Below are 17,354 nucleotides of genomic sequence, written 5' to 3' on the forward strand. Positions count from 1 at the left end.
CAATCCCTTCTAAAATGTATTTTAACCAATCTTCATCAATTGGATGCCAACTTAATGTTCGCAGCCAATTGATACATCCTATCTATTCACCCACGCAAGGAACTTGTCCAGTCTGCCCATGGTCTTGTCTTTTCCTATCACGTTCATGATTGTGAACAGGTCAGGTGAGTTCTGCTTGCCTGTGATGGCAACTCTGACTATAGTACATACATCTGTGATGCTTCCCTTGTATCCGTCAGGATTCTGCTTGTACTCCTTGACATTTGGACAGTAGCCGATCTTCTCACCCATGACCTTCATGCTTGAGAACCAGTCTTCTGAGTCAAGGAAGAGATCCTTCTTGTACTCCTCGATAACCTCTGTGATCATCTCCGGTGTGTACTTCTCGTCTATCTCATACTGGAGATCCAGCTCGTCCTCAGGTGTGTACAGATAACCGAACATCGCGCGCAGATCTGACCATTTGCCGACGTCCTTGCGGACCTTCTTGCCTGACATCTTCCACAGGTTGATGGTCTTCATGAAGCCGTCCTTATCCTGTGTGCCAAATGTGTATATATTCTCGTCATGCTCCTTTGCCCACTCCATGATGAGGTCGTAACACTCCTCGGCTGTGAGCTTTGAGATCATCTCCTTGCTGACATCATTGAGCTTCACCATGTCAAAAAGTGCACCGCTGACAGGCATCTTCTTGAGTGATAATGTAAAGTCGTCTATTGTCTTGTCTGCATGTGCTGCATGCCACTCTTCGTAGTTGGAGTTTGCTATTGTCATAAGGTACTCAAGCACGCTGACTGATGGGAATCCCTGCTCTGCATAGAAGCCAACCGCAGCCTCCGGGTCCTTTCTCTTGCTGAGCTTTCTCTTTCTCTGGTGCTCGCCCTCCTCGTCCACTGTAACCTCAAGCTTCATGATAGGTGCGATGTGCGCATACTTTGGAAGCGCAAATCCACACAGATCAAAGAGCTGCTTGTGAAGTGGATATGATGCAAGCCACTCGTCACCTCTGATGACAAGATTTGTCCTCATGAAATGATCGTCAACTGCATGTGCAAAATGGTATGTAGGTATTCCGTCTGACTTCAGAAGTACCACATCCATGATATTCTCAGGCATCTCGATCTTGCCCCTGATAGGATCGCTGTAGATAACAGTCTTTCCTGCCTCGCCCGGACTCTTAAGTCTAACAACATATGGCTCGCCCGCTGCAAGCTTCTCCTCTATCTGCTCATATGTCAGATTTCTTCCTACTGCATACTCGCCGTAATATCCTATGTCAACTTTTGCAGCCTCCTGCTTTGCCCTGATCTCATCAAGCTCCTCGGCTGTTGTGAAGTCAGGATATGCATATCCCTCCTGCATAAGCTTCTTGACACATGTCTGATATATCTCTTTTCTCTCACTCTGCTTATATGGACCATATATAGTCTCACCGCCCTCAAATGGTCCCTCGTCAAATCCAAGGTCAAACTTCTTCAGCGAATTGATGATCTCATTTACACCGTCCTCAAGCTCTCTCTTTCTGTCAGTGTCCTCTATTCTGAGGTAGAACACGCCGCCACTCTGCTTTGCAAGCTTTCTTGAGATCATGGCTGCATACAGTCCACCGATGTGCATGTATCCTGTAGGGCTTGGCGCAAATCTTGTTACCCTTGCCCCCTCTGGAAGCTCTCTCTCCGGAAATCTCTTCTCAAGGTCATCCACTGTATCTGTTATATCTGCAAATATCAAATCCGCTAATTTGTTGTAATCCATCTCCTGTTTTCACCTTTCTGCTATATCACTTATCATCAAGAGTCTGCTTGATGATTGCTTCATTATATCCTGTCTGATTATAATTTGTATTATGTTTTACGTCAATTCCTTAAACCACAATGGCAATTGCATAGATTCCATATACTTATCGCCTTGACTTACACGTAAAATTTTCCACAACTATCTCATACACATTTACCGCTGCCAGCATCTGGTCTGAGTAGTTATACTTCTTCTTTTCTACCTTGTCAAACGATCTCATATTCTCGGTATTTCTCGCAAGCTGATGATTCATAAGGCAGTTGAGTGCCTCGCACTTTTCCTCAGGATCTGTCAGCTTTCTGGCTGTGCCATTTCCCATGATACTGCTGTAGAGATAACCAAAGCTGCAGGCATTTGGTCCCTCAACCAGATAGTGATCTGTGTCCATCTCTATGGCCACCTTCGGATCCGCTGCCAGAGCATCCACCTTCCTGCCCTCACCGGCAGAGTGGAAATAAAGCTTCAGAACATCCTCCTCGTAGGTATAACCGAAATTCAGCGGAACTATGTACATTCCCTCTTCATCGTGAACCGCCATCCGGAACACCTTACACGAATCAAGTACATCCACTATCTCTTCACGATCTGTTATCATCCTGTCACTTCTCCGCATCTCCCGCATACAATACCTCCTTTTTCAGCGTACAATCTATTAAAATAGTATAAATGACGTCAGCATATTTGCAAGTTTTTTGAACTTTATATTATTCGGATTTTCAAAACTTTTTTATTTCTGATCCAGGCTCCACGCTTTAACTTTATATGATGTAACTCCAAGTATCGTCTCGCCGTCTATCTGAAGTGGTGTCGGACGATCAAATTCAACCTCAACCTCTTTTGCGTTGAATATATCAACATACTTTTCGTACTTGACATGCTCTCCCTTGAATATAGAAGGAAAGATCATAAGGGTTCCAAGCTTGCCCTTGCCGCGGAACACCATAACCGAAACTGTATGCTCCGGATTCAGTCTGTCCTGCCCGGGGGCAGCCATCATTCCGCCGCCATAATATCTGCCATTCATAGTTGGCACGAGCCAGGCATTTTTATATTCATGACGGACTCCATCCACTTTCACCACAGCATTTCTCGGTTTGAATGCGTAGAGCAGGCCTTTGATAGCTATAGCCGTATAGTTCACAGGCTTGTTCTTATGAGTTTTCTCATTCTTTGTCCTCTGGCGGTCGCCCTCCTCACAGCAGTAACCGTCTATTCCGAATCCAACATTGTTGATGAACAGCCACTTTTTGCCGTTGATCGTCACCTCCGGGAGATGCTGTATGTACTGATTTATCTGGTAATCCGGAGTGTCATGACTGTTATGTCCTATGTCCTTTGCAAAGTCATTGCCGCTTCCGGAGGCATAATAGTAGATGGTATTCTTCACATCCATGTCCTTTATGTCATTCACAAATATGTTCAGCGTTCCGTCACCGCCGCACAGGATAACCTCGTCATCCTCTGCAAGCGATCCCATGAACTCCGCATATGAAGCGATCTCTGTCATCTTCTTGAGTATCGCATCAGGATATGTATCTGCAAGTGCCTGCACGTCATACATACATTTGCCGTTGCCCGCCAGTGAATTATATAAAATGTACTTCCTTCCCATAGTTTTTACCCTTTTCATCTTTCTCAAGAACAAGTCTCACCCTGTCGCTGATCTCATTCTTCTTCATTGCTTTTACCTCATCGGCAGGTATCACATCCACCGCATCTATATAGACGTCAGATCTGCGCCTCAGCACATTCCTGTAGATGTTCTCCGTTCCATGTATCGCCATGACGACTATCGGCGCATGCGCTTTCTGGGCTATTCTGAAAACACCCGTGTGAAATGGCAGAAGTCCGCCCTGTCTGTTTCTCGTTCCCTCCGGGTATACTCCAACTGCCATATCTCCCTTCTGGAGAATCTCGGTAGCCATCTTGATCGTAGACAATGCCTTACCCGGATCTGATCTGTCTATCGGCATAAAGCAGCATCTTCTGATGATCCTGCCGAATATCGGTATCTTAAAATTCTCCGGCTTGGATATAAATGCCACATCCCACTTCTTAAATACCTGCCATTCTATCAGCGGATCATAATTTGACAGATGATTTCCCACAAAGAGTGGTTTGACATCCACTGGAATCTTCTCCATGCCAGTCACATGCATTTTCACTCTTAGAAACCACATGGCAAATCCGGTGACACCATACAGCAGATGCCTGTAGAACCTGCTGTCCTCCGTATACTGCCTGTCAGTTCTCACGAACAGACTGCACACGAAGAGAAAAAGTATGTACATCAGAAATATGGCTATGATTCCGCCAAGTATATATATAATTATCACTTTTTATTCCACCCTTTTCTAATATCATCCATAAGCTTCATCATATATATAGACTCTGACAAAGGCATCGATTTACTCTGGAACTGTCCCTGTCTGATCATATCAAGGCTTTCCATGATCTCATACTCATAACCACTTATCTGTTCCGGCACATCCACGTGTCTGATAAGCCTGTCCTCGCAGTCAAATACATCTATCCACTGTGGATTATTTATATTCTGGACTATCATGTATCCCTTCTCACCGTAAAAGATGCCTTTTCTGTCTGATCTTCCGTACATGCTGTGGGTTGTCACTGCCATCCTGCCGTCTCTGTATTTGACGGTTATACTCTCCTGTCCGTCTACTCCAGTCTCGTGCATCATAACAGAGGACTCAATATCCGAGATATCCTTTCCCATATGCATGACAATGAAGTTCAATCCGTAAACTCCCACATCCAGAAGTGCTCCGCCTGCCAACTCCGGGTTGGTAAGCCGCTCTATATTTGATATCGGGTAGGACAGATTACATGTCATAGTCCTGACATCACCTATTACGCCAAATTCCAGAATTTCATTTATCATCTGTCTGTACGGCATATACCGCGTCCATATTGCCTCTGCCACGTACACATTCTTCTTTGCTGCCAGACCTGCGATCTCCTCAGCCTGTGCAGCATTGTAGGTAAATGCCTTCTCGCATAGCACATTTCTTCCATGTTCTATGCAGAGCTTCATTTGCTCATAGTGATGCGAATGCGGCGTTGCAATGTATACCAGATCTATCGCATCGTCACTGACCAGTTCCTCATAACTTCCGTAAGCTTTATCTATTGCAAACTCGTTGGCAAATGCATTTGCCTTTTCCCAGCTTCTCGAACCTACAGCATACAGCTTCACATCAGTCATCCTGTTTATCGTGTCCGCCATAACGCCGGCAATCTTGCCTGCGCCTAATATTCCTATGTTCATATGCTGTCATCCTCCTGTTTTTTCTATCTGTTTTCCAGCGCTGACACTGCATATATATCTTCAAAAGTACATCTCTTTTTGTTTTCGACATATTTTGACACTACATATCAGATTATAACACACAGACGGGAAAATAGAAGAAAAACTCCTGATGCCAGCGATAACTGACACCAGGAGTCCTCCCCTTTATCTTGAGCACCATAATAAGCACCCAACCCACTATATATGTTGTACTATGCATCTCTATCGGCTACACATATTCTACAGTGTAAAATATGTTGTTCCACAATCCGCATGTTACTCTCTGTACATAAGGTAGCTGTACATATCTGCATAATCATGTCTTTCATTCTTGATGAAATCGATGGCTTCCCTTGGATGCTGATTCAGCATTCCGGTCAGCATGTATGGCACATCATAGCCCCATACTGCATCTCCCTTTGCCTTGAGCGGAACCATGTACTGCTCTATGAACTTCAAGATGTGGTACAGGTTGTACTTTGGATTTCTGAGGAATCCAAGAAGAAGCTCAAGCGCACAATTTCCTGCGCCCCTGCCCATACAGCTTACAGTTCCATCGAGCATGCTCGCACCACTCCTCATTGCCTCAACAGTGTTGGCATAGGCAAGCTTTAAGTTGTCGTGTGCATGTATTCCTATCTTCTTGCCATACTTCTCTCCAACTGCGACATATTTCTCCGCGAGTTTCTTGATCTGCTCAGGGTACAGTGAACCGTAGCTGTCAACAATGTATATTCCATCTACATTGCTCTTACCAAGCAGCTCAAGGGCAAGATCGATATCCGACTCCTGATCCTTTGAAACTGCCATGATATTGCATGTAGTCTCGTATCCCTTTGCATGTGCATCCTCAATCATCTCGATGGCTGCAGGCATGGTGTTGATGTATGTCGCCACCCTCACCAGATCGATAACACTGTCGGCTCTGTCGATGATATCCTTCTTGTAGTCGCATCTTCCGACATCAGCCATAACTGAAATTTTCAGATCTGTATTGTTCTCTCCAACGATGGCTCTTATATCCTCCTCGTTGCAGAACTTCCATTTGCCGAATTTGTTCACATCAAACATTTCCTTGGAGGCCTTATAGCCGAATTCCATATAATCAACCCCCGCCTTGATGTTCGCTTCATAGAGGGCTCTTATAAACTCGTCAGTAAAATAGAAATCGTTGACAAGTCCTCCATCTCTTATTGTTGCGTCAAGTACCTGAATGTCAGGTCTGTAGGTGATCAGATCTCCGCCTATCATAATAGTGTCCTCCTTCTTCTTTTTTACATCAACCTTTCAATGGGATTTTTGATAACGGCCGATGTTTTCTCAATTTAAACTTGCGTCACTTTAACGCGTTGGTGTATGTTGGTGACTTTGTTCAGTATAGCACATAAAAAAATTAATGCAAGGACTTTATTCAAAAAATACAATGAAAATCAAGATCCCAAAATAATTTTCTCGCAAAAAATTATAAAACAGCCTAAAAGATACAATTTTCTGGAACTTTGTATCTTTTAGGCCTAAATTGTTGATTTCTGGATAATTTTTAGCTCAGATCCTCGCCGTTAGTCTCGATGACCTTCTTGTACCAGTAGAAGGAATCCTTTCTGTATCTCGCAAGATCCTTCATGTCAAACTCATCTCTGTTGACATATATAAAGCCGTATCTCTTGGTGATTCCCTCGTGGGTGGACACGAGATCAATTGCTGACCAAGGACAGTAACCCATCATCTCTGCGCCCTCGTCTGCTGCCAGCTTAATCTGCTCTATATGCTTTCTTAAGTACTCTATACGATAGTCGTCGTGTACCTTGCCGTCCTCTGTAAGCTTGTCATATGCGCCAAGACCATTTTCTGTCACAATCATAGGAAGGTGATATCTGCTGTACATCTCTCTTATAGTTGCCCTGAAGCCGTCAGGGTCTATCTCCCAGCCAAACTCTGTGCGGAGAAGATTTGGATTTGGATACGCCTTGTATACCCCCGGCTCAATACCGGCTGATTGCTGATCCTTTTTTTCTGAGTCCGTCACAGCAACCGGGCTGTCATCCCACTCAACCGTTGCAGTGTTATAATAATTGAAACCTATAAAATCAGGCTTTGCCTGCGCCATGATATCCATATCTCCAGCCTCAATAACAGGGATAGCGTCATGCTCTTCAAGGAACTTCCACACCAGGTCGTTGTATCTTCCATACACTGCCATATCAAGGTAAAGCCAGTTTCTTATCGCGTTGAAGTTCTGTGCTGCCAGGACATCCTTCGGCTTACATGTGGCAGGATATACCAGAGAGATGTTCGGGGCAGGACCAATCTTTGCTCCAGGGCACATCTCGTGGAGAAGTTTCATGGCCTTTGCCTGAGCAAGGAGCATGTGGTGATTCTCCTGGTAAAGCTTCTTGTATTTATTTGTCACGCCCTCCATGTTGCAGGTTCCGATCACGTCACCCACAAGTGTGAGCATGTTCTGCTCATTGATAGTCAGCCAGTACTTTACTCTGTCGCCATAATTTGTGTAGAGAAGCTTTGCAAATTCAACAAACTCGTCAACACTCTCTCTTCTCGACCAGCCACCTTTTTTCTCAAGAGCCGCAGGAAGATCAAAATGGAACATTGTGACAAGCGGCTCGATTCCGTACTTGAGGCACTCATTTATCACATTGTTGTAGAAGTCAATTCCCTCCTGGTTGACTCTGCCGGTTCCCTCTGGGAGGACTCTGCTCCACGCGATGGAGAATCTGAATGTCTTGAATCCCATCTCAGCCATGAGGGCTATGTCCTCTGCATATCTGTGATAAAAATCAGCACACACATCCAGCTCACTTGTTCCCGCTGGAACTGTCTTGATATCCTGCACACTTGGACCCTTGCCGTGTGACAGATTGGCACCCTCAACCTGATATGCGCTTGTCGATGCTCCCCAGAGAAAATTCTCCGGGAGTCCATGTTTCTTTGTGATTATCATAATTTTCCCTCCATGGATTTACATTTTCAATAGTATTTATAAAAGAGATGAACCATCTGTTCCAGTTCATCTCCATCTTACGTTTGTTTTATTGCGATTTTATTTCACGCCCTCATACTTCTGCTTATAGTTGTAAAGCGCGCCAAGAAGATTCGAATCATTGCGGAACTTGCATGTGTCGATAACCATGCCATCGTAGGTCTTTGTAATCTTTCTTATCTTGTCCACATACTTCTTAACCCCCGGAACAAAGTTCGGATTGGCACTCATTCCACCTCCGATAAGTATGACATCCGGATCTATCGTCATGTACAGGTTACAGCAGAGCTTTGCTATGGAGAAGTATGAGTCCTCAACCATATCTATGATCTCCTGATTGCCCTCATCTATCCATTGATATACCATCTCACCGGTCACCTCTTCTGGCTTCATATGCATTATCTTGGATGCCTTGTATGTAATGGAGCTTGCAGTACATGTTGAGGTTACCATGAACGGGTTATATTCAAATGTCTCCTCAACAGTCAGCTCTTCACAGCATCTGACATTATCAGCTTCTTCCCTTGTCATGTTCATGAGGGCATATGACAATTCACCTGCCAGAAGTCTCTTGCCTCTGTGGATCTTTCTGTCAATGATTATTCCACCGCCGATTCCTGTACCCACGACAATGACTGCTGCATTTGTAGCCGTGCTGGCATTGCCCAGCCACAACTCTGCGAGGGCCGCACATTTGCCATCGTTCTCAAGGGCTACAGACACACCGCCGCATGCCTCTGATATGAGATCACCAAGATGTGCACCATCAAGATACTTGATCCCGCCACCGCCGTACACTATGCCGCGCTCGACATCTATCTGTCCAGGAAGCCCCATGGCAATTCCTGTTATGTCACAGTCCAGTACCTTCTCGTCATACACCTTCTTGATCTGCGCCACAAATGCCGGAGTTCCAGCCTCGGCATATCTGTCGGTTGGAGTCTTACCCTTTCCCGATATATTGCCCTCATCGTCCATTAACGCATACTTTATAAATGTTGCCCCTACATCAAATACTAAATACATAAGTCCCTCCTACTTTTCTCATTACCCATTGTTTTTTTCTTTCTATATATTTTTTTATATTCACCTTGTCACTCTCGTTCTCTCCACAGCATCCTTCCAGCCTGCAAGGAGCTTCTCCCTCTTATCCTCAGTTATCCCCGGCTTAAATCTTCTGTCGGCCTTCCAGTAGCCCTTGATCTCATCCAGACTGTCATAGTAGCCAACCGCAAGTCCAGCCAGATATGCAGCTCCCAGAGCTGTTGTCTCCGTGATCACAGGCCGCACTATCTCGGCATTCTCTATATCTGCCTGGAACTGCATCAGGAAGTTGTTGGCACTTGCACCACCGTCCACTCGAAGGCTTGTGATTGAAAGTCCTGCATCCATCTCCATAGCCGCAAGAACATCCGATGTCTCATATGCCAGTGATTCAACTGTCGCCCTGACAAAGTGCGCCTTATTTGTTCCCCTTGTGAGGCCGAACACTGCCCCTCTGGCGTACGCATCCCAGTAAGGAGCGCCAAGGCCAGTAAACGCAGGTACCACATATACACCATTACTGTCCGGCACCGACAGAGCAATGCGCTCAGTATCCGCCGCACTGTCTATGAGCTTCATCTCATCCCTGAGCCACTTGATGGCTGCTCCAGCCACAAACACACTTCCCTCAAGCGCATAGCTGACTTTTCCGTCAAGTCCTATGGCTATGGTGGTGAGAAGTCCCTGCTGCGAGTCAACTGCCTTATCCCCCGTATTCATGAGGAGGAAACAACCTGTTCCGTAGGTGTTCTTCACATCACCGGCCTCAAAGCAGCACTGTCCGAACAGCGCGGCCTGCTGATCTCCGGCAACTCCCGCTATAGGCACCTCACCGCCAAATATCTCTCTGTCCGTGTATCCGTATATCTCACTGGAATTTCTCACTGCCGGAAGCATGCTCTCCGGTATGTTGAACTTTGCAAGCAATTCCCTGTCCCACTCCAGTGTATGAATGTTGAATAGCATGGTACGCGATGCGTTTGTGTAGTCCGTTGCATGGACTCTTCCGCCTGTGAGCTTGTATATAAGCCATGTGTCAACAGTTCCGAACATCAGCTCCCCTGCCTCTGCGCGTTCCCTGGCTCCCGGCACATTGTCAAGTATCCACTCTATCTTCGTTGCAGAGAAATACGGATCAACTATCAGTCCCGTTTTCTCTCTTATCACCTTGTCATATCCTTCAGCCTTAAGCTGCTCTATCCTGTCCGCAGTTCTCCTGCACTGCCACACTATGGCATGGTACACCGGATTACCGGTCTTTCGATCCCACACTATGGTTGTCTCTCTCTGGTTGGTAATTCCTATTGCGGCTATGTCCTCGGTGCGGATTCCCATGGTCTCCCTCGCCTCCATCATCACCGACATCTGGGTTGCCCATATCTCCATAGGGTCATGCTCCACCCAGCCGTTATTCGGGAAATGCTGGGTGAACTCCTTCTGTTTCACTGAGCATATCCTGCCTTCCTTATCAAATATTATCGCCCTTGAGCTGGTCGTTCCCTGATCCAGCGCCATTATATAATCTGCCAAATTGCCCTCCTATTAACACGGACGCTCGGTTCTAGTGTTTTGCAACCAAACTGATGGGTATGCCTTCTCAGGGGACGCTCCCGCTCGTTTCGCCCTGCAGCGGTACTAAGATGCTGCTTAGCGCACCATCTAAGGACCGGCGGGCTCAAATGCCCCTGCGAAGGCATACCCATCAGCTTGGTTTATATACACTGTTAAGCCTCGCTGTTCTCCGTAATTATGTATGGTTCGTCGGGCAATTTTGCCCTGACAAACCTTTTTTCCTTCTTTCTTTTAAGTATCTATCAAATAAGCCAGAATCAAATAGTTCAGCTTAATTGTTTTGATCAAATTTTCTCAATCGTTTTTCAGATAGTTCTCTCTCAAATGTTCGTTCACCCTCTCGACCTCTAGTTTGAAGTCCCGTGAGGACATGCGGATCGCGCCCTGTCCCATGGTGACTATCTGCTCCAGTCCGTCCGATGTGACCACAGTGACCTTGTGCTTTCTCGCAAGCTCATGTGTGAGCTTTTCTATATGCGCATCCGCGGTCTCACCCTCCTTGGTGTACACCACCTCTATATCATCATAAGGGAATCTCTCGCCCTTGTTGTCTTTCACCTTGTAGCCGTCAAATACCACTATTAACTTACAGTTCATATATCCCTGATAGTTTGACAGTATGTCCATGAGCTTACCTCTGGCGGAGTCTATGTTGTGCTCCGACAGTTCCCGAAGTGTATCCCACGCAAATATGACGTTGTAGCCATCCACTATGACATAGTCCTCGCCACTCTTTCTGCGCTTGAATGCTCCAGGCGTGGCTATACCTCTATCAGCGGGTCTGCTGCCCACAAACGGTCCATTTCCGGGCTGCCTGTCTCTCGACTGACTTCTATTGTACCGTGCACCGCCTCGATATTCAGACTGGACCGATGTCCCTGCGGCACCAGCAGACATACCGTTTCCGGCTATGCCATCACTTCCTCTGCCGGAAGTTCCATTTACCTTATATTCAGATGTAGTTCTCCTGAATCTTCCGTTCAGTGCCACATCCTTATCCTTGTAATCTCCGCCAAATGTCCTTGCAAATATCTCGCTGAGTTCCTCGTCCGTGATGGACATATCCGACACGCTCTTTCCCGGCCTGTTCACAGGAATATCCGTAACATCACCATCCTCTGTATACCCCAGCTGACCTGAGATCTCAAATCCCGGATCCTCCTTCACATGCATGTTCTCATACACATCGTACCAATCAACCAGATAACCTGCACCATGGGCACAGAATACCGATGATGATGGATTAAACCTGTCAAGCTCAGGATCATAATGTCTCTCAGCCAGAACCTCTTCGGTGTTGTGGCACGGCTGATATCCGTCTATATCCACCTGAAGCCTGCCTGTACCTCTGGAAAATGCCGTGAGCTCACTATAATACTCTCTCATAGTGTATACCGGGGCATGTCCAGTGATAACCGTTGTCTCGCCTGCGATCTCCTGCCCGTCCATGCTGCCGCTCATCTTCACTATGTCAGCAAGCACTCTGCCCGCATACTCCTGCGGTACCTCTATTTTAAATGCATACACTGGCTCAAGCAAGACACTTTCCGCCATCATAAGTCCCTGTCTCACAGCCCTGTAAGTCGCCTGTCTGAAATCTCCACCCTCAGTGTGCTTCTGATGTGCCCTGCCTGCGGTGATGCTTATCTTCACATCCGTGATCGGGGATCCCGTCAGCACCCCTCTGAATTCCCTTTCCTGTAGATGAGTCAGGATCAATCTCTGCCAGTTCTTGTCCAGAACATCCTCGCTGCAAATGCTGTCAAAGCACATACCGCTGCCATTTTCCATAGGTTCAAGCAGCAGATGTACTTCAGCGTAATGTCTGAGCGGTTCAAAGTGTCCCACTCCCATGACCGGAGCTGCAATCGTCTCCTTATATGATATCCTGCCCTGACCGTACGTGATGGCTATGCCAAATCTGTCTCTGACCATCTGCGCCACGACCTCCAGCTGCACCTGGCCCATGACCTTGATGTATATCTCACCGGCTGCCTCATTCCACTGCACCTGCAGCAATGGATCCTCTTCCTCAAGCTGTCTGAGCTTTGACACCATCGTGACCGCATCCACATCAGTCGGGTACATGACCTTATAGCTGAGAACCGGCTCCAGACTTGGAAGCTCTCCATCCGGGCAGGCACCGATTCCCTGTCTGCCGTAGGTATTCACCAGTCCCGGAACAGCACATACACAGCCCGCAGTGACATGATCCACCATGTCATACTTTGCACCGGAGTATACCCTTATCTGGTTGACCTTCTCATGGCTATCCTCCCCCTGACTGTTTCTGAGCGTCAGCACATCCTTGAGCTTCAACACTCCTCCAGTGACCTTCATGTAGGTAAGTCTCTCGCCCTTATCGTCACGTCCTATCTTGAACACTCTGGCGCCAAATTCTTCCCCGCGCACAGGTTCCACTACATATCTGTTCATGCCGTCAAGAAGCTCTGACACGCCCTCATTCTTGAGTGCAGAGCCAAAGTAACATGGGAACAGCTTTCTGCCCGCAATGGCATTTACCACGTCCTGTTCATCATTTGCCCCAGTCTCAAGGAAATGTTCAAGCATGGCCTCATCGCACATGGCGATCTGCTCTCCTGAATCTTCACATAAAAAATCGACACAGCCATCACTCAGTCTGTGTCTGATATTGTCCATTAGATACTCCCTGTCATACCCCGTCATGTCCATCTTATTTACAAATATAAATACAGGAATCTCATATCTCTCAAGCAGTTTCCACAGAGTCTCCGTGTGGCTCTGAACACCGTCCATGCCATTGATGACCAGAACTGCATAATCGAGGACCTGAAGAGTCCTCTCCATCTCCGTTCCGAAATCCACATGTCCTGGAGTGTCAAGCAGTGCTATATGCATATCACCAAAGTTAAGCTCCGCCTGCTTGGAAAATATCGTGATTCCCCTGTCCTTTTCCTGACTGTCCGTGTCAAGGTATGTATCCTGATGATCCACACGTCCAAGCTTTCTTATCTGTCCTGCCTGATAGAGCATCGCCTCCGACAGGGTGGTCTTACCCGAATCAACGTGGGCCAGTATGCCCGCGACTATGTTCTTCATATGTATCTTTTTCCCTTCACCAGCCGATATATATCACCTGCCATGCATCTTGCTGACCATTGATATATATCGGTTCTTTATAAACTCATTTATCGGTTCAGCTATGAGTCTGTATCCGCCATGCTATCGCCATCCGGGATTCCCTGTTTTTCATTCTGCGCCGCCTTATATCTCTTGAACCTCTTGAAGAATATGGCTGTAAATGCACCTATGATAAAAGGGAACATGAATGTGGCAAATCTATAGAGAAGTGCCATGGCTCCGGCTGCAGCAGAACCAACAAGTCCCGAATAGATCGCTGTCATAACAAGCTCACTTGATCCGATTCCTCCCGGCATAGGAATGACTGCCGCCAGCATGACACTCATGGCTGTTATACCTATTGACGTGACAATATTCATATCACACAAGTTGTGACACACTATATAAGGTATGGCAAACCAGCACGCGAACTTGCATATATCAAGTAGCATGACTACCACTATAAGCCACGGTTTCTTAAGTACAACCCTGGTGGCATCCTCCATCATAGCTGTCTGCCCACTTAAACTGTCAATCTGCTTTGCAAATCGTCCTTTAAACAAAGCATCAGCTTTTTCAAGAAGCCATCTGAGGAATCTGTGAAACGGCGGCCAGCACGCAAAGAGCACTATCGCCATCGTTATGAGTATGGTCGCTATAACGCCGAGGACAACATATGAACTGTATTTGCCAAATACTCCAAGCATATATTCTCTGTTCGCAAGAAACAATGCCACCGCCATAACACATATGGTCATCTTGTGTATCGCATAATCAATAGAGTACAGACCAAGCGCTTTCGACGGCTGTATTCTGCAGTGTTTCATGAACAATGTGGATGCCACTATGGTACCGCTCCCAAGCGTTGACACCCTGTAAAATGACACAAAATACGTCATAATATTTGCATCGAAAAATGTCATATTGTTCTCCACCTGTCGCATGAGGATAAACGTTATGCAGCTCTCTATCACTCCGTATAAAAGCGTCGCTCCGAGAATAGCTGCCACGACCACAGGACTTGTCTTTACAAGCTGCGACATTATAGGGCCTGCCATGTCACGGAACACATATATGATAAGTCCGACCAGCACCAGCACACACAACCATTTTATAAGTGTTTTCTGTCTATCTGATAGTTTTTTCATAGTCTTATATCCCTTTTCCCCTAATATCAATTCATTCAGATCAGTCTTATCCCAATCTGCCCACCATCTCAAATGCACCGGCAATTAGCGGCTGATCTCATGTTTCGTACAATAGATTAACAAGCTAAAGTGAAAAAAACAAGCATTTGTTATTTCATTCTGACATAATAGGTAGACTTGCCTGTACCGCCTCTGCCTATATCGCCCTCTTTTACGAGTTTTCTGAGTGCTCCCTCTACCGAACTGATGCTGAGAGACGGACAAAGTTCCATTATATCCTGCTTTGTAAACTTTCCTATTTTCAGCAGTATTGCTTTTCGCACCATCTCAATCGCCGGCAACTTTTCCTCTACGATTTCAAAGCGCTCCTCAAAATCCTTATAAGCAGCCAGTATTGTCCCAAGGAGATATTTTATAAACGGGATCACGTCCTCTGTGCCCTCGTGCCAGCCTGCCTGGGCTTTCCCAAGCGACTCATAATATAACTCCTTATTCCCCGCTATCTTTGCCTCAAGAGAAATATACTTTCCAACATAGAATCCACTTCTATATAGCAGAAGCGTTGTGAGCAGTCTGCTCATTCTGCCATTGCCATCATTAAACGGGTGTATGCACAGAAAATCATGTATAAAAACAGGAATGACGATCAGCGGCTCCACCTCGAAATTACCGATCACCCTGTTGTATTCCCCACATATCCTGTCCAGCGCTTCCGGTGTCTCAAATGGAGCCATCGGCGTGAACAGGACTTCCGTTTGCCCATCAGGATAAGTTGCGCTGATATAATTCTGCACCGTCTTTGTTCTTCCTGCAAATGGGTTATTCATATGACTGTACAACATCTTATGCAGCTGAAGTATATAATTCTGAGTTATAGGTATTGCATCAAAGCTTTCATGTATAACCCCCAGCACATCCCTGTAACCTGCTATCTCTTCCTCGGCTCTGTTCTTCGGTGTGGTCTTCTCCTCAACCAACTGCTTTATTCTTGTATTTGTTGTGACTATACCCTCTATGGCATTGGACGCCTCCGTGCTCTGGATCTTTGCTATCTCAACAAGCTTATCCAGTTCATCCGGACGCTGTCTTAAATACAGTTCCTGTTTACCTGCATATCTATATATTGCAGCTATGAGTCCAAGCACTTCAGAATCCCATTTTTCTTCTTTTATTTTACTGTAATTAAAAGTTCTCATTCCCTTAATTTGCTCCTTTTCCCTTAAATATTAGCACATTTTAAGGGAAAGTCAACCCAATTAAGGGCATTTCCCCTCAAAGTTCTATCAGTTTTAAGGTTATCCAATTGTATACTATTTATGCAGCTAATTAAGGGTACTTTCAAAAAAAGCCACCACATCAAAACACGATGTGGTGGCTTTTTCATATAAATTCTATATCACAGCAATTACTATATATCCATTTAGCCGAATAACGGAGTTGAGTAATATCTGTCTCCACTGTCTGGAAGAAGTACTACGATATTCTTGCCTGCATACTCAGGGCGCTCTGCGATCTGCTTTGCTGCAAAGTAAGCTGCACCTGATGAGATTCCTACGAGGATTCCCTCTGCTGATGCGATCTCCTTTGCTGCTACAAATGCGTCATCATTCTCAACGGCGATGATCTCGTCATATACCTTTGTGTTAAGTGTGTCAGGAACAAATCCTGCACCGATTCCCTGTATCTTGTGTGCTCCTGAAACGCCCTTTGAGAGGACTGGTGATGTGGCAGGCTCAACGGCGATGACCTTTACATCTGGATTCTTCTCCTTCAGATACTCGCCAACGCCTGTGATAGTTCCACCTGTTCCGATACCGGCTACAAATACATCTACCTTGCCGTCTGTATCCTCCCAGATTTCAGGACCAGTTGTGAGTCTGTGTGCCTTTGGATTGGATGGATTTACGAACTGTCCAGCTACAAAGCTGCCAGGGATCTCCTTTGAAAGCTCATCAGCCTTTGCGATGGCTCCCTTCATTCCCTTTGTTCCGTCTGTGAGAACTATCTCAGCACCGTATGCCTTGATGATGTTACGTCTCTCAACGCTCATGGTCTCAGGCATAACGATGATCGCCTTGTAACCCTTGGCTGTTGCTATGGATGCAAGACCGATACCTGTGTTACCTGATGTAGGCTCGATGATGGTTGCACCCGGCTTAAGTGTTCCATCCTTCTCAGCATCCTCGATCATCTGGAATGCGATTCTGTCCTTTACACTTCCTGCTGGGTTGAAATACTCAAGCTTTGCAAGGATATTTGCCTTGAGATCATTCTTCTTCTCTATGTTTGAAAGCTCCAGAAGTGGAGTCTTACCTATAAGTTCTGCTGCACTCTTATATATATTACTCATATTATCGTACCATTACCTTTCCTGATATTTATT

General features: G+C 46.0%; 13 protein-coding genes. All 13 read right to left on the bottom strand.

The genetic code is table 11. The features are described from left to right. Positions 1 to 78 precede the first annotated feature (78 nt). Complete coding sequence (gene gltX, locus DXB91_RS09820) at positions 79 to 1,755, bottom strand: glutamate--tRNA ligase (protein WP_118017792.1); 1,677 nt, start codon at positions 1,753 to 1,755, stop codon at positions 79 to 81. Positions 1,756 to 1,900: 145 nt separating this feature from the next. Beyond that, complete coding sequence (locus tag DXB91_RS09825) at positions 1,901 to 2,419, bottom strand: pyridoxamine 5'-phosphate oxidase family protein (protein ID WP_015534017.1); 519 nt, start codon at positions 2,417 to 2,419, stop codon at positions 1,901 to 1,903. 105 nt (positions 2,420 to 2,524) lie between these two features. Then, positions 2,525 to 3,409: a diacylglycerol/lipid kinase family protein gene (locus tag DXB91_RS09830; protein ID WP_118017794.1), complete on the bottom strand. Its 885-nt coding sequence runs from the start codon at positions 3,407 to 3,409 to the stop codon at positions 2,525 to 2,527. Then, complete coding sequence (locus DXB91_RS09835) at positions 3,384 to 4,133, bottom strand: lysophospholipid acyltransferase family protein (protein WP_118017796.1); 750 nt, start codon at positions 4,131 to 4,133, stop codon at positions 3,384 to 3,386. The genes DXB91_RS09830 and DXB91_RS09835 overlap by 26 nt, the downstream gene beginning before the upstream one ends. Next, entirely contained in the window at positions 4,130 to 5,086 is a 957-nt protein-coding gene (locus DXB91_RS09840) for a Gfo/Idh/MocA family protein (protein ID WP_118017798.1), read from the bottom strand. The genes DXB91_RS09835 and DXB91_RS09840 overlap by 4 nt, the downstream gene beginning before the upstream one ends. 297 nt (positions 5,087 to 5,383) lie before the next feature. Continuing rightward, on the bottom strand, positions 5,384 to 6,358 hold the full coding sequence (locus DXB91_RS09845) for an aldolase catalytic domain-containing protein (protein ID WP_015534020.1): 975 nt from the start codon (positions 6,356 to 6,358) through the stop codon (positions 5,384 to 5,386). A gap of 289 nt (positions 6,359 to 6,647) precedes the next feature. After that, complete coding sequence (locus DXB91_RS09850) at positions 6,648 to 8,066, bottom strand: glycoside hydrolase family 1 protein (protein WP_055224569.1); 1,419 nt, start codon at positions 8,064 to 8,066, stop codon at positions 6,648 to 6,650. Between the two features lie 99 nt (positions 8,067 to 8,165). After that, the gene (locus DXB91_RS09855) at positions 8,166 to 9,131 is read right to left on the bottom strand and encodes an ROK family protein (RefSeq protein WP_118017800.1); all 966 of its coding nucleotides are present in this window, start codon (positions 9,129 to 9,131) and stop codon (positions 8,166 to 8,168) included. A gap of 60 nt (positions 9,132 to 9,191) precedes the next feature. Beyond that, positions 9,192 to 10,679, bottom strand: coding sequence for a glycerol kinase GlpK (gene glpK / locus DXB91_RS09860; protein ID WP_117551172.1), 1,488 nt, complete (start codon positions 10,677 to 10,679; stop codon positions 9,192 to 9,194). 336 nt (positions 10,680 to 11,015) lie between these two features. Continuing rightward, the gene (locus DXB91_RS09865; protein ID WP_118017802.1) at positions 11,016 to 13,802 is read right to left on the bottom strand and encodes a translation factor GTPase family protein; all 2,787 of its coding nucleotides are present in this window, start codon (positions 13,800 to 13,802) and stop codon (positions 11,016 to 11,018) included. 101 nt (positions 13,803 to 13,903) lie between these two features. After that, positions 13,904 to 14,971: a lysylphosphatidylglycerol synthase transmembrane domain-containing protein gene (locus tag DXB91_RS09870; protein ID WP_022216924.1), complete on the bottom strand. Its 1,068-nt coding sequence runs from the start codon at positions 14,969 to 14,971 to the stop codon at positions 13,904 to 13,906. A 149-nt stretch (positions 14,972 to 15,120) separates the two neighbouring features. Beyond that, a complete protein-coding gene (locus tag DXB91_RS09875) occupies positions 15,121 to 16,167 on the bottom strand; it encodes a Fic family protein (RefSeq protein WP_015534024.1) in 1,047 nt (348 codons plus the stop codon). Positions 16,168 to 16,391: 224 nt separating this feature from the next. Beyond that, positions 16,392 to 17,321 (bottom strand): cysteine synthase A, encoded by a 930-nt coding sequence (cysK, locus tag DXB91_RS09880; RefSeq protein ID WP_015534025.1) that lies wholly within the window; start codon positions 17,319 to 17,321, stop codon positions 16,392 to 16,394. Positions 17,322 to 17,354 lie beyond the last annotated feature (33 nt).

It is taken from the genome of Coprococcus sp. OM06-34AC, assembly GCF_003462545.1.
Lineage (GTDB): Bacteria > Bacillota > Clostridia > Lachnospirales > Lachnospiraceae > Coprococcus > Coprococcus aceti.

Coding starts and splice junctions, on each gene's coding strand:
- gltX (WP_118017792.1), bottom strand. CDS start 1,755: ATGGATTACAACAAATTAGCGGATTTGATATTTGCAGATATAACAGAT.
- DXB91_RS09825 (WP_015534017.1), bottom strand. CDS start 2,419: ATGCGGGAGATGCGGAGAAGTGACAGGATGATAACAGATCGTGAAGAG.
- DXB91_RS09830 (WP_118017794.1), bottom strand. CDS start 3,409: ATGGGAAGGAAGTACATTTTATATAATTCACTGGCGGGCAACGGCAAA.
- DXB91_RS09840 (WP_118017798.1), bottom strand. CDS start 5,086: ATGAACATAGGAATATTAGGCGCAGGCAAGATTGCCGGCGTTATGGCG.
- DXB91_RS09845 (WP_015534020.1), bottom strand. CDS start 6,358: ATGATAGGCGGAGATCTGATCACCTACAGACCTGACATTCAGGTACTT.
- DXB91_RS09850 (WP_055224569.1), bottom strand. CDS start 8,066: ATGATAATCACAAAGAAACATGGACTCCCGGAGAATTTTCTCTGGGGA.
- DXB91_RS09855 (WP_118017800.1), bottom strand. CDS start 9,131: ATGTATTTAGTATTTGATGTAGGGGCAACATTTATAAAGTATGCGTTA.
- DXB91_RS09865 (WP_118017802.1), bottom strand. CDS start 13,802: ATGAAGAACATAGTCGCGGGCATACTGGCCCACGTTGATTCGGGTAAG.
- DXB91_RS09870 (WP_022216924.1), bottom strand. CDS start 14,971: ATGAAAAAACTATCAGATAGACAGAAAACACTTATAAAATGGTTGTGT.
- DXB91_RS09875 (WP_015534024.1), bottom strand. CDS start 16,167: ATGAGAACTTTTAATTACAGTAAAATAAAAGAAGAAAAATGGGATTCT.
- cysK (WP_015534025.1), bottom strand. CDS start 17,321: ATGAGTAATATATATAAGAGTGCAGCAGAACTTATAGGTAAGACTCCA.